The sequence below is a fragment of the Prauserella aidingensis genome (genome assembly GCF_024171865.1).
Lineage (GTDB): Bacteria > Actinomycetota > Actinomycetes > Mycobacteriales > Pseudonocardiaceae > Prauserella > Prauserella aidingensis.
The window spans coordinates 58,405-71,254 of sequence record NZ_JAMTCN010000006.1; the positions used below are offsets into that span (position 1 = coordinate 58,405).

Here is a 12,850-nt window from a genome sequence, read left to right on the forward strand (position 1 = left end):
GGATTCGTGGGGACGTCACGCACCGACGCCGGACTCGCAGTGGGATTCGTACTGCTGTGGAGCTCCGGTTTCATCGGCGCGACCATGGGGACCGCGCTCGTGAGCAGCGCGACGCTGTTGGCCTGGCGGTTCGCGGCGGTCACCGCCCTGCTGGGACTGTGGTGGCTGACCTTCCGGCGACGGCGCATCCCGCTGCGGGAGCTCGGCGTGCACGGGCTGCTCGGGCTGCTGACGCAGGTCGGCTACCTGTCCGGCGTCGTGTGGTCGGCCGAGCTGGGCGTTCCCGCGGGCACGGCGGCACTGATCGCGGCGCTGCAGCCGATCGTCGCCGCGGCACTGTCGGGACCGCTGCTCGGTGAGCACACGTCGGCGACCCAGTGGCTCGGCCTGGTCCTCGGCCTCGGCGGCGTCGCGCTCGTCGTGTCGGGCGACCTCGCGGGCAGTGCGCCCGCCCTCGCGTACACGCTGCCGTTGCTGGCGATGCTCAGTCTCGTGGCGGGCACGTTCGCGCAGCGCAGACTCCCCTCGGCGCTCCCGCTCCCCGAGTCGCTGTTGATCCAGGCCGCGCTCTCCACTCTCGTGTTCCTGCCGGTCGCTGTGTTCACCGGCGACGTCGCGCCACCGATGTCGGGCGACTTCTGGTTCGCGATCACCTGGCTGGTCGTCTTGTCGACATTCGGGGGATACGGGTTCTACTGGGCCGTGGCCCGGCGCGGCTCGGTGCGCCGCGTGTCGACCCTGCTGTACCTCACCCCGCCGACGACGATGCTCGCCGCGCTGCTGATGTTCGGGGAACCGGTGACCGTCGAGGGCCTGGCGGGACTCGTGGTGTGCTTCGGTGCCGTGCTGCTCGCGCTGCGTTCACCACGCGAGCTGTCGGCCTCGCGCGCGACGATGGAGCCATGCACCGCGACTCCGACCACCGCGAACCCGGGCCCGCCGAACCCGTCGGCCTGCGCCTCGGCGACGTCGTCCGCGCCTCCGGCGAACTGGCCGCCACGCGATCACGCAAGGCCAAGACCGCGATCCTGGCGGACGTCCTGGGCCGCGCGCAAGCGGGCGAGCTCGCGCCCACGGTCGCGTTCCTGACCGGCGCACCGACGCAGGGCCGCATCGGTGTCGGGTGGCGAACGCTGCGTGACCTGCTCGGCCGTCCGGCGGAGACACCGACCCTGACCGTGGCCGAGGTCGACACCCTCCTCGGCGAGGTGGCCGCGACGAGCGGCGGCGGGTCGGCGGCCCGTCGCCGCGAGCTGCTGTCGAGCCTGCTGGGCCGCGCCACCTCCGCTGAGCAGGACTTCCTGCTGCGCCTGCTCACCGGGGAACTGCGGCAGGGAGCGCTGGAAGGCGTCATGATCGAGGCGATCGCCGCGGCCACCGGCGTCCCCGGCGACCTGGTGCGCCGTGCGGTGATGCTGTCGGGCGGCCTGGCCGAGACGGCCGCGGCGGCCGCCACCGGCGGACGGGAGGCCCTGCTGGCGTTCCGGCTCGAACTCGGTCGTCCGGTCCGGCCCATGCTGGCCTCGCCCGCGGAGTCGCTCGACCAGGCCGTCGCCGGCATCGCCGAGCCGATCGTGGAGTACAAACTGGACGGTGCACGGATTCAGGTGCACCGCGACGGCGACGAGGTGCACGTCTACACCCGAACGCTGCGTGAGGTCACGCGGCACGTCACCGAGCTCGCCGACCTGGTGCGCGGCCTGCCGTGCACGTCGGTGGTGCTCGACGGCGAAACGCTCGCACTGACCGACGACGGCAGACCACGGCCGTTCCAGGAGACGATGTCCCGTTTCGGCAGCACGCGGGAGGAGCAGGTCAGGGAACTGTTGCTGCGGCCGTACTTCTTCGACTGCCTGCACCTCGACGGAACCGACCTGCTGGACGCGCCGTTGCGGGAACGCCGGCACGCACTGCACCGGGCCGCGGGCGAGCACGTCATTCCCGGCGAGGTCGCGCCGGCCGACCCGGCGGCGCTGCTGGAGTCCTCGCTCGACGCGGGGCACGAGGGCGTGATGGTGAAGGACCCGGACACGCCGTACGCCGCGGGCAGGCGCGGTCGCGCGTGGCTGAAGGTCAAACCGTCACACACCCTGGACCTGGTCGTACTGGCCGCGGAGTGGGGCCACGGCAGGCGCACCGGCTATCTGTCCAATCTGCACCTCGGCGCGCGCGACCCGGACGGCGGTGAACCGATCATGGTCGGCAAGACGTTCAAGGGCCTCACCGACGAACTCCTGGAGTGGCAGACCCGCCGTTTCCCCGAGCTGCAACGCGGCAGCGACGGCTGGACCGTCCACCTGCGACCGGAACTGGTGGTGGAGATCGAGCTCGACGGGGTGCAGACGAGCACGCGCTACCCCGGCGGCGTCGCGCTGCGGTTCGCGCGGGTGTTGCGGTACCGGCCGGACAAGGAGGCCGCCGACGCCGACACGATCGACGCGGTCACGGCGATGCTCCGCAGCTGACCGTATCTGTCAGAGCTGCACGCCGCGGGTGAGCGCGCCGTCGACGACGAGGTTGGTGCCGGTGACGAAACTCGCCGCGGGACTGGCCAGGAACGCCACGGCCTTCGCCACTTCCTCGGGCGTGCCCATGCGGCCCGTGGGGTTCAGCGACAAGGCGTACTGGAACAGCTCGGGGTTGTTCTCCTCGTTGCTCGCCCAGATACCGCCGGGGAAGTACGTGTTCCCCGGCGAGACGCTGTTGGCGCGGATCGGCTTGCCGGCCAGCTGGTGCGCCAGACCCTGCGTGTAGTGCACGATCGCGGCCTTGAACGTGCCGTACGGGCCCGCGGCGAAGTCCACCTCGCGTCCGGACACGCTCGAGATCGTGACGATCGAGCCGGCGCTGCTGCGTTCCAGGTGCGGCATGGCGGCGTTCACGGTCCGCACCGTGTGCATCATGTCGACCTGGAAGCTCGTGTTCCAGTTCTCCTCCGAGTCCGGGATGGCGAGCGCGCTGACGTTCGCCACCACGATGTCCACGCCGCCGAGCTCCTGCGCGCTCGAGTCGACCCACCTGCCGATGCTGTCGCCGTCGCCGACGTCGACAGCACTGCCGGTCGCGGTGTGCCCCGCCTCGCGCAGCTCGCCCACCATGGCGTCCACATCGGACTCCGTGCGTGCGCACAGCGACACGGCCGCGCCCTCGTCGGCGAGCGTGCGCACGGTCGCGGCACCGATACCCTTGGTGCCGCCGGTGACGAGCGCCTTCAGTCCGCCGAGTCCCAGGTCCATGGGTCGTCCTCCGTATCGTCGGGGTGGGCCGTCCTCACAGCTCCACCGGTCCTCACAGCTCCACCGGCCCTCACGGCGTCACCGGAAATCACGGCGTCACCGGCAAACACAGCGCCGCCAGAAATCACGGCGTCACCGGGAGTCACAGCGCCGCGGCCCGATCCCGCAGGCTGCGGTGCATCGCGTCGTAGGGGTCGGCGGCGGGCAGCAGGGTCTTCGCGAGCTTCGTGGCTGCGCTGTAGTTGGCGTCGCACACGTTCGCCAGCGGCGACTCGCTGATCTGCGTGACGAGTTGATAGCCGTCCATGGCGTCGAGGCCGTACAACTCGCCGAGCCACCGGATCATGTCGACCTGACTCGCCCGCCACGCGTCTTCGAGCGGCCTGCTCGACCCGATCACGGTGAGGTACTCGTCCGACTCGATGCGCGGCCACGCCGGGCCGCCGCCCTTGATCAGGTCCACCAGCAGCGTGACGTTCATGGCGCCTTCGACGGCCGTGCCACAGGATTCGCCTTCGCCCTGCCGGTAGTGGCCGTCGCCGACGGAGAACAGCGCTCCGTCCACATTGACCCCGAGATAGCACGTCACGCCGGGCTTCATCTCGGGCGTGTCCATGTTTCCGCCGAAGACGTCCGGCACCAGCGACGAGCGCGCCTCCCCCGCGGCGGGTGCCACGCCGACGGTGCCGAGCATCGGGGCGATCGGCAGTTCGAGCGTCAGGTCCGTCGACTGCGCGGCGAACTCCACCGTGCCGCGGTCGCTGTTGACCTCGTAGATCCACGTCTGCTCGGGCAGCGGCTCCTGCAACAGCGCCGTACGGTCGGTGCCGGTCAGCCCGCCGAACAGCGGAATGGTCGTCGACGCGCCCCAGCCCCGCGCCGGCGTCAGGTCCACGATGTGCAGCGCCAACGTGTCCCCCGGCTCGGCGCCCTCCACGTGGAACGGGCCGGTCTGCGGATTCACGTACGGCATGTTCAGCGACGCGCTGGGCAGGTCCGTGACATCGCGCAGCCGGCCGCAGAACGCGTCGTCGGTCCACAGCCGCAGCAGCGTTCCGGGCTTGATCCGGTGCGACGGCGCGACACCCCCGAACGTCCACGCGTACTGCTCCGGGGTCGGGGTGTAGTCGACGACGTCCACGAGGCCTCCTTCGGTCGAGCCGCCCGTCCGCGCAGGTTCCGTCTGCCTTCCTAACGCACCGGGCGCGCCGGGGCCAGAGCCGGCACCGGTCGTGCGACGAGCGGAAACACGGCGAAACCCTGGCGTGACATCCGGTGGTGCGCACCCGCGGCCCGCACCACCGGGCTCGACATCACCCGCGGCCGCGGTGTCCGGGCATCGCGGTGTCCGGGCATCGCGGTGTCCGGGGATCGCGGTGCGGGCGTCAGTCCAGGCAGAACTCGTTGCCCTCCGGGTCGGCCATGACGATCCATCCGGCGCCGAGCGGCGGTGCGGGCTCGAACCGTTCGAGGCGCTTCGCGCCGAGCGCGACCAGCCGCTCCGCCTCCTCCTCCAGCGCGGCCATCCGCGGGTCCCCTTCGAGCCCCGGCGCGGCGCGTACGTCGATGTGCAGCCGGTTCTTACCGGCCTTCTCCTCCGGAACCCGCTGGAGGAAGATCCTCGGGCCGGCACCGTCGGGGTCGACGATCGCGTTCGCGTCGTTCCACCGTTCCTCCGGCACACCCATCGCGGCGAGTGCCTCGTTCCAGGTCGCGTGCCCGCCGGGCGGGTCCATCTGCCGGTAGCCGAGCACGTCCGCCCAGAACGTGCCCAGAGTTTCCGGGTCCACGGCGTCGATGGTGATCTGCAGGTGCCGTGCCATGGTCAGCGCTCCGTGTGCGTGTAGAGGTCCCGCAGGAGCGCGACCTCGGCGAGGTGGTGGATGAGTTCGCGGTTGATGTGGAGGACCAGCCGGGCCATCGAGCTGTCGGCGAACGGCCCCTCCGCAGGTCCGCACGGCTGTGCGAGGCCGTCCTCTCCCAGCGCCTCGACTCCGGCGAGCCACGTCGCGTGCTCGGCGTCGAGCTGCGCCAGCGCCTGATCGGCCGTCTCGGCGTACTCGAACGAGACGTAGTCCGTGGCGGTGCGGCCGAAGTGCGCCGCGTTGCGCATGGCGAGCACGCCCACGATCACGTGCCCGAGGCGCCAGGCGATCGTCGTCACCGGCTCCGGGTCGGGCGGCGGAACGGCGAAGTCGATGGTCATCGCGCCGGAGCCGCCTTGGACGGGCGCCGTGCTCGTGCCCCGTGGCCGGACGTTCCACGCGCCCGGTGCGGGTTCCCAGAAGTACTCGTCGTCGGTCAGCCCGTCGAGGCGTGTCCGGACCTGGTTGTCCCAGTGCCACGAGAGCTGATCCCGCAGGACGGCGTTCCACTCCCCGTCCGTGTCCCGGCGCGGAGTGTCGGTCGTGAAGGTCGATTCGGTCATGAGGCCAGTCTCGCGCGAAATGCGGACAGTTGCGGTCCGCGATGTGTGCCAGGATCCGGACATGACCGCCGAGGGGACCACCGAGCGGGTGCTGCGCCTGCTGGAGCTGCTGCAGCGCAGGCCCGTCTGGACCGCGAGCGAACTGGCCGCGGAGCTCGACGTCACCAACCGGTCCGTGCGCCGCGACGTCGAACGGCTCCGTGCGCTCGGCTATCCGGTGCACGCTACGGCGGGCGTCGGCGGTGGGTACCAGCTCGGCGCGGGCACCCGCCTTCCCCCACTGCTGCTCGACGACGCCGAGGCGATCGCGACCGCCGTGTCGCTGCGGATCGCGTCCGGCGGCACGGTGGCGGGCACCGGCGAGTCGGCGTTGCGGGTCCTGACCAAGCTCGACCAGGTGATGCCGCCCCGGCTGCGCGGCGAGGTGCGCGCCGTGCACACCGCCACGGACACGCTCGTCGCCCCGGGCGCCGAGGTCGACCCGGACACGCTGCTGACCCTGGCCAGGGCGTGCCGCGACACCGTGCGCGCCCGGTTCCGGTACACGACGGTGCGCGGCGACGCCCGAACCCGCACCGTCGAACCGGTGCGCATGGTCGCCACCAGCCGTCGCTGGTACCTCATGGCATGGGACACCGGCCGCGAGGACTGGCGCACGTTCCGCCTCGACCGCATGACCGACGTGACGGCGACGACCTGGCGGTTCCACCCGCGCGAACACCCGGACCCGGTCGCCTACGTGCAGGAATCGGTGACCGCCTCGCCGTACCGCCACACCGCCCGGGTGCGCGTCCACGCGAGCGCCGACCGGGTCGCCGAGCACGTGCCGCCGCAGGCCGCTCGGGTCGTACCGGAGACCGACGAGCAACCCGGGGTCGGTGAGCAGTCCGAGGCCGGGGAACGGTCCGGGAACGGGGAGCGGGCCGAGGCCGGGGAGCGCTGCCTGCTCGTCTCGGGCGGCGACGACCTCGACTGGATCGCCCTGCACATCGCCAGCCTGCCGTTCGACTGCGAGATCCTCGAACCTCCCGAGTTGCGCGACGCCGCCGCCCGCCTCGCGCGCCGACTCACCGGCATGGCCACCGCGGCCGACGCGGACACGTGACGGCGCGCACCCGCTTTCCGCCCCCGCGTCCAGTACGCTGAAGTCTCGTGCAGTTTCTCGATGGCCACGGGCCCGCTCACGACCTGACCTACGACGACGTCTTTCTCGCGCCGGGCCGCTCGGCGGTGGAGTCGCGCTTCGACGTCGACCTCTCGACGGTGGACGGCACCGGCACGTCGATCCCCCTCGTCGTCGCGAACATGACCGCGGTCGCAGGCCGCCGCATGGCCGAGACGGTCGCGCGGCGCGGCGGGCTGGTCGTGCTGCCGCAGGACGTCGACCCGGCCGCGGTCGCCGACATCACGGCGTGGGTGAAGAGCCGCCACCCGGTGTGGGACACCCCGCTCGTGCTCACCCCCGGTGACGCCGTCGCCGACGCGCTCAACCTCGTCGGCAAGCGCGCGCACGGCGCGGTCGCGGTCGTCGACTCCGACGGCAAGCCCGTCGGGATCGTCGACGAACAGGCGTGCACCGGCGTCGACCGCTTCGCCCGCCTCGGCGAGATCATCGACGAGAACGTGCTGGTCTGCCCGATGGACACGCCGCCGCGCGAGGTGTTCGAACGCGTGCAGGACCACGGCGGCCGCCTCGCGCTCGGCGTCGACGCCGACGGCAGGCTCGCGGGCGTGCTCACCCAGGTGTCGGCACTGCGGGCCGGCATCTACACGCCCGCGGCCGACGACGCCGGGCAGCTGCGCATCGCCGCGGCCATCGGCGTGAACGGCGACGTCTCCGCCAAGGCCGAAGCCCTGCTGAAGGCGGGTGTCGACGTGCTCGTCGTCGACACGGCGCACGGCCACCAGGAGAAGATGATCGCGGCGCTGAAGGCCGTGCGGTCGGTGCTGCCCGCCGACTCGGCGGTGCCCGTCGTCGCGGGCAACGTCGTCACGGCGCAGGGCACGCGTGACCTCATCGAGGCCGGCGCCGACGTCGTCAAGGTCGGCGTCGGGCCGGGTGCGATGTGCACGACCCGCATGGCCACCGGCGTCGGCCGCCCGCAGTTCTCCGCCGTGCGCGAATGCGCCGAGGCGGCTCGTGCGCTCGGCAAGCACGTGTGGGCCGACGGCGGCGTGCGCCATCCGCGTGACGTCGCGCTGGCCCTGGCCGCGGGCGCGTCGTCGGCCATGGTCGGCTCCTGGTTCGCCGGCACGTACGAATCCCCCGGCGACCTGCGCTACGACGAGCAGGGCAGGCCGTACAAGGAGTCGTTCGGCATGGCCTCGAAGCGGGCCGTGAGCGCGCGCACGCGGACCGACAACGGTTACGAGCGTGCCCGCAAGAGCCTGTTCGAGGAGGGCATCTCGTCGTCACGGATGGCGCTGGACCCGACGCGACCCGGCGTCGAGGACCTCATCGACTCGGTGACCGCGGGCGTGCGCTCGGCGTGCACCTACGCGGGCGCGACGAACCTGGAGGAGTTCCACCGGCGCGCCGTCGTCGGCGTCCAGTCCGCGGCAGGCTTCGCCGAGGGCCGCCCCCTGCCCGGCGGCTGGTGACGTCAAGCGCCCCCCAAGGGCACTGTGGTTGCGTTGAACGCGACCACTCTTCCCCTCGCGCTCCGCGGGCACGGCCGTGGAAGCGAGGGGAAGAAAAGTCGCGCTGAGTGCAACCATGGTGCCCTTGGGGGCGTGAGAACGGGCGGGCGTGGGTCAGCCGTGGTATTCGAGCATCTCGGTGACCAGGGCGGCGATGGGTGAACGCTCCGAGCGCGTCATCGTCACGTGCGCGAACAGCGGGTGACCCTTCAGCTTCTCGATCACCGCCGAGACGCCGTCGTGCCTGCCGACCCGCAGGTTGTCACGCTGCGCGACGTCGTGCGTGAGCACCACGCGCGACGCCGACCCGAGCCGCGACAACACCGTGAGCAGCACGTTCCGCTCCAGCGACTGCGCCTCGTCGACGATCACGTACGAGTCGTGCAGCGACCGCCCACGAATGTGGGTCAGCGGCAGCACCTCGAGCATGCCGCGGTCCAGCACCTCGTCCACGACCTCCTGGCTGACCAGCGCGCCGAGCGTGTCGAACACCGCCTGCGCCCAGGGCTGCATCTTCTCGTTCTCGGACCCCGGCAGGTAGCCGAGGTCCTGGCCGCCGACCGCGTACACCGGCCGGAAGACGACGACCTTGCGGTGCATCCCCCGTTCCAGCACGGCCTCGAGCCCCGCGCACAGCGCGAGCGCCGACTTACCGGTGCCGGCACGGCCGCCGAGCGACACGATGCCGACGTCGGGGTCCAGCAACAGGTCGAGCGCGATCCGCTGTTCGGCCGACCGGCCGTGCAACCCGAACGCCTCGCGGTCCCCGCGCACGAGCTTGACCTGCTTGTCCTGCGTGACCCTGCCGAGCGCGCTGGACGTGCCCGCCAGCAGGCGCAGGCCGGTGTGACAGGGCAGTTCGGCCGCGTCGGGCACGCCGAAGTCGGCGAGGTCGGCCGAGCCCTTCGAGAACATCCGGTCGATGGCCTCCTGCGGCACGTCGAGGTCGGCGGTGCCCGTCCACCCGGACGGCGTCACCTCCTCGGCGCGGTACTCGTCGGCGTCCAGGCCCACGGAGCCGGCCTTGACCCGCAGGGGGATGTCCTTGGTGATCAGGGTGACGCCACCGGCACGCTCCTTCGACAGGTTCAGCGAACACGCGAGGATGCGGTGGTCGTTGGCCTCGGTGCGGAACCCCGGCGGCAGCACCGTGGGGTCCGAGTGGTTCAGCTCGACGTGCAGGGTGCCGCCGTCCTCACCGATCGACACGGGGGCGTCGAGCCTTCCGTGCTTGCGTCGCAGGTCGTCGAGCAGCCGTAGGGCCTCCCTCGCGAACCAGCCCAGTTCGGGGTGGTGCCGCTTCCCTTCGAGTTCGTTGATCACCACGATCGGCAGAACCACCGGGTGCTCGGCGAACCTCGTCATCGCCCACGGGTCGGACAGCAGTACCGAGGTGTCGAGCACGAAAGTCCGGGGCTCGCCCGGGGACCCTGCGGCGTCGGGGTCGAAGCCCGAGGTGCCGGTGGTAGCGGGGCCGGAGGCATCTTGGGGCGAACGCTGCGCAGTCACGACGGCATCTCCCTCAGGGGCGTTGGCACCACGCCCGCACTCGCTGGGCCGGGCACTGCCCTGGCTGGTCGCTGACCTGACGACGTCAGGTCGCACGGCCACGAGGGCCCGGTGCCGGCCCCCTCGTGTGCTTGAACGGCTTCGCCGTTCGCTGTGTCACTGCCACGACCAGGGCCTCCCGCGACGAACCACATCGGTTCGTGGTCCGTCACCCGCGAAACTACCGCCGCGGATCGATAAACGCAGGCATCCAGCCAGGTGATTCACCGATTTGTCATGTCGCCGCCGGACACGGGTCACGCACGCCCTGCGGCCGCCACCGAAAGTCACGAAACCCCGCTCCGGCGCCGTTTTCGTCACTGGGAAAGACGAACGGTTTCGCACGCGTTACAAAGACGGAAGCGCTATACCAGGAAACGCCTACCACGGGCAAGATCCGTACCCCGAGCCGGTGATCGACAAGCGTATAGCACCCACCGTCTCCGCAGGTCAATACCTATACCGGGCAGCTCTCGCCCCGGCCCGGGTCCCCGGGGAGAGACGACGGACTCAGCCGCCGTACCGCCGATTCCGCACCGCGTAGTCACGCAGCGCGCGCAGAAAGTCGACCCGACGAAAAGCCGGCCAGTAAGCCTCGGTGAACCAGAATTCGGAGTGCGCCGATTGCCACAGCAGAAAACCGGACAAGCGCTGTTCTCCGGACGTCCGAATGATGAGGTCCGGGTCCGGCTGCCCCGAAGTATACAAATGTTCGGAGATATGGTCGACATCGAGAATCTTGGCGAGTTCCCGGATGGAGGTGCCCTCGTCGGCGTGCTGCCGGAGCAGCTTGCGCACGGCGTGGGCGATCTCCTGCCTGCCGCCGTAACCGACGGCGACGTTGACGACCATGCCCTTGCGGCCGTCGGTGCGCTGGGCCGCGGCGGTGAGCCGGGTTGCGACGTCGGCGGGCAGCAGGTCCTGCGCCCCGACGATCGACAGCTGCCACGGGTTGCCCGGCGCGGCCAGCTCGTCGACGACGTCCGGGATGATCTGCAGCAGAGCCTGCACCTCCTCGTTCGCACGATTGCGCACGTTGTCGGTGGAGAGCAGGAACAGCGTCACGACCTCGACGTTCGCGTCGCGGCACCAGCCGAGGAAGTCGGCGATGCGCTTCGCCCCCACGCGGTGACCGCCGTTGACGTCCGTGAAACCCGCCTCTCTGGCCCACCTGCGGTTGCCGTCGAGGATGATCCCGATGTGCTGGGGGTGCCTTCCCCCGGACTGCTGCTGCAACCGCCAGGAGTAGAGGCGGTACACGACCCTGGAGGCGAACGACCGAAGACTCACGTCCAGGCAGCGTACGCCTGCCCGGGTGGGCATGGTGCGAGCTCGTCATCACTTCCGAACGTGACGTTCACACCTCACGGGTGCACCCGGCACCTACGCCCTCGTAACCTGGTGGTGTGAGCACTGTGAGCGACGAGCACACGGGACGGGCAAAGCACCCGGAGAACGGGACGGAGCGTCCGGAGAAGTCGGTCCACGACCGGCCACGACTGCGCGGCCATCTGCACTTCTGGAGTTTCTTCGGCGCCGTCGCTGCCGGCGCCACCCTCATCGCTCTGGCCGCGGCGACGGTGTCGGGACTGGCCGCGCTCGCTACGTCGATCTACGGAGCGACGGTCCTCGGCCTGTTCGGTGTCAGCGCGCTGTATCACCGGCACATCTGGAGCCCGCGCGCGTACCAGTGGATGAAGCGCGCCGACCATTCGATGATCTTCCTGTTCATCGCCGGTACGTACACGCCGTTCACGCTGCTGGCGATGTCGCAGCCCACGGGCTACATCGTGCTCACCGTGGTGTGGACGGGCGCGATCGCAGGCGTGGCGCTGAAGATGCTGTGGCCGGGGGCGCCACGCTGGCTCGGCGTGCCGATCTACGTGGCGCTCGGCTGGGTGGCCGTGTTCGTGCTGCCCGAACTCGCCACCGACGGCGGCATCGCGGCGCTGGTGCTGCTGCTCGTCGGCGGCGCGCTGTACACCCTCGGTTCGGTCTTCTACGCGACGCACTGGCCGAACTACTGGCCCAAGACGTTCGGGTACCACGAGTTCTTCCACCTCTGCACTGTGCTGGCCGCGATCTGCCACTACATCGCCATCTGGCTCTCGATGTACTGACACCGGCCGCGGGCCGTCACGGGCAGAACCGCGCGGCGAGCTCGGCGATGCGCTCGTCGCGATGATCCGGGCGCAGCCGGCCTGCGCGTTCCAGCAGGCCGAGGCCGTGCAGCGCACCCCACAGCACCTCGGTCACGGTGCCGTCGCCGTCGTCGCCGATCGCGCCGGCGAGCGCGGCGAACCCTTCGCGCAGTTCGGCCTCCGCGTCCTCCTGCGCGAACCGCGCATCGAGGGGCAACTGGAACATCGCCTCGTACAGCGCCGGGTGGGCCGCGGCGAAGTCGAGGTAGGCGACGGCGACCGCCTCGACGGCGCGCCGCCCCCGGTGCGCACCCACCGCGGTCCTGCACACCTGCGCCAGGTACTCGCTGTCGTCACGGCGGCCGTCGTCGGCCTGATGGTCGGTGTCGAACTCGCCGTCGCCGTCGTCGTCCACCCCGTCCTGCTGCGACTACCGGTCGGCGCCGCCCTCGACGGTCGTGCCCACGAGGCGCGCATGCTCGGCCGCACCATGCCGGTCTGGTACGTCGCCTCGCTCCTGCTCACCGCGGCGCTCACGATCGCGACGTGGGGCACGAGCGCGGCCGTCACGGCAGGCATCGCCACGGCGCTGCTGGTGATCAGCGTGGTCATGTCGGCCACGCTGCTCGTGCCGATCAACAACAGGACGGCAACGTGGACGGCCGACGACCACCCGCCGGACTGGCGCGACGTGTACCGGCGCTGGGACCGCCTGCACTACGTCCGCGTCACGGTCCTCGTCGGCGCCTTCGTCCTCGTACTGGCGGCCGCGACGGCGGTGTGACGCGAGTGTGCCGGCGGGTCACGTGGACCCGCCGGCACACTCGCGGACCCTCGCCCCGGGCCGCCACCTCGAT

13 protein-coding genes are annotated in these 12,850 nt (G+C 71.2%); 6 read left to right on the forward strand and 7 right to left on the reverse strand.

Annotated elements, in window-relative coordinates:
- The first annotated feature begins 6 nt into the window (after nt 1-6).
- Complete coding sequence (locus tag LY13_RS09430; protein WP_253827943.1) at nt 7-1,089, forward strand: DMT family transporter; 1,083 nt, start codon at nt 7-9, stop codon at nt 1,087-1,089.
- Complete coding sequence (locus LY13_RS09435; RefSeq protein WP_253828066.1) at nt 990-2,465, forward strand: ATP-dependent DNA ligase; 1,476 nt, start codon at nt 990-992, stop codon at nt 2,463-2,465. Before LY13_RS09430 ends, LY13_RS09435 begins: the two co-directional genes overlap by 100 nt.
- Before the next feature lie 9 nt (nt 2,466-2,474).
- On the opposite strand, the gene LY13_RS09440 is transcribed toward LY13_RS09435, so the two are convergent.
- The 4 genes from LY13_RS09440 to LY13_RS09455 all read right to left on the reverse strand — a co-directional run bounded on the left by LY13_RS09440 (nt 2,475) and on the right by LY13_RS09455 (nt 5,664).
- Entirely contained in the window at nt 2,475-3,236 is a 762-nt protein-coding gene (locus LY13_RS09440; protein WP_253827944.1) for an SDR family NAD(P)-dependent oxidoreductase, read from the reverse strand.
- A gap of 142 nt (nt 3,237-3,378) precedes the next feature.
- Nucleotides 3,379-4,377 carry an acetamidase/formamidase family protein gene (locus LY13_RS09445; protein WP_253827945.1) on the reverse strand — a complete coding sequence of 333 codons (999 nt, stop codon included), beginning with the start codon at nt 4,375-4,377 and terminating at the stop codon, nt 3,379-3,381.
- Between the two features lie 244 nt (nt 4,378-4,621).
- Nucleotides 4,622-5,059, reverse strand: coding sequence for a VOC family protein (locus LY13_RS09450; protein WP_253827946.1), 438 nt, complete (start codon nt 5,057-5,059; stop codon nt 4,622-4,624).
- A 2-nt stretch (nt 5,060-5,061) separates the two neighbouring features.
- Nucleotides 5,062-5,664, reverse strand: coding sequence for a DinB family protein (locus tag LY13_RS09455; protein ID WP_253827947.1), 603 nt, complete (start codon nt 5,662-5,664; stop codon nt 5,062-5,064).
- A 61-nt stretch (nt 5,665-5,725) separates the two neighbouring features.
- On the opposite strand from LY13_RS09455, the gene LY13_RS09460 reads away from it, so the two are divergent.
- Complete coding sequence (locus tag LY13_RS09460; RefSeq protein ID WP_253827948.1) at nt 5,726-6,769, forward strand: helix-turn-helix transcriptional regulator; 1,044 nt, start codon at nt 5,726-5,728, stop codon at nt 6,767-6,769.
- 47 nt (nt 6,770-6,816) lie between these two features.
- A complete protein-coding gene (guaB1, locus tag LY13_RS09465; protein ID WP_253827949.1) occupies nt 6,817-8,265 on the forward strand; it encodes a GMP reductase in 1,449 nt (482 codons plus the stop codon).
- Between the two features lie 153 nt (nt 8,266-8,418).
- On the opposite strand, the gene phoH2 is transcribed toward guaB1, so the two are convergent.
- Both phoH2 and LY13_RS09475 read right to left on the reverse strand, forming a co-directional pair.
- A complete protein-coding gene (gene phoH2, locus LY13_RS09470) occupies nt 8,419-9,813 on the reverse strand; it encodes an RNA 5'-3' helicase PhoH2 (RefSeq protein WP_372493802.1) in 1,395 nt (464 codons plus the stop codon).
- A gap of 549 nt (nt 9,814-10,362) precedes the next feature.
- Nucleotides 10,363-11,142 carry an isoprenyl transferase gene (locus tag LY13_RS09475; protein ID WP_253827950.1) on the reverse strand — a complete coding sequence of 260 codons (780 nt, stop codon included), beginning with the start codon at nt 11,140-11,142 and terminating at the stop codon, nt 10,363-10,365.
- Between the two features lie 209 nt (nt 11,143-11,351).
- Here LY13_RS09475 and trhA point away from each other — a divergent pair, with 209 nt between their 5' ends.
- A complete protein-coding gene (gene trhA, locus LY13_RS09480) occupies nt 11,352-11,972 on the forward strand; it encodes a PAQR family membrane homeostasis protein TrhA (RefSeq protein WP_253828068.1) in 621 nt (206 codons plus the stop codon).
- Between the two features lie 16 nt (nt 11,973-11,988).
- On the opposite strand, the gene LY13_RS09485 is transcribed toward trhA, so the two are convergent.
- A complete protein-coding gene (locus tag LY13_RS09485) occupies nt 11,989-12,408 on the reverse strand; it encodes a TetR-like C-terminal domain-containing protein (RefSeq protein WP_253827951.1) in 420 nt (139 codons plus the stop codon).
- Between LY13_RS09485 and LY13_RS09490 the strand changes: the two genes are divergently transcribed.
- On the forward strand, nt 12,370-12,777 hold the full coding sequence (locus LY13_RS09490; RefSeq protein ID WP_253827952.1) for an anthrone oxygenase family protein: 408 nt from the start codon (nt 12,370-12,372) through the stop codon (nt 12,775-12,777). The genes LY13_RS09485 and LY13_RS09490 overlap by 39 nt on opposite strands.
- Nucleotides 12,778-12,850 lie beyond the last annotated feature (73 nt).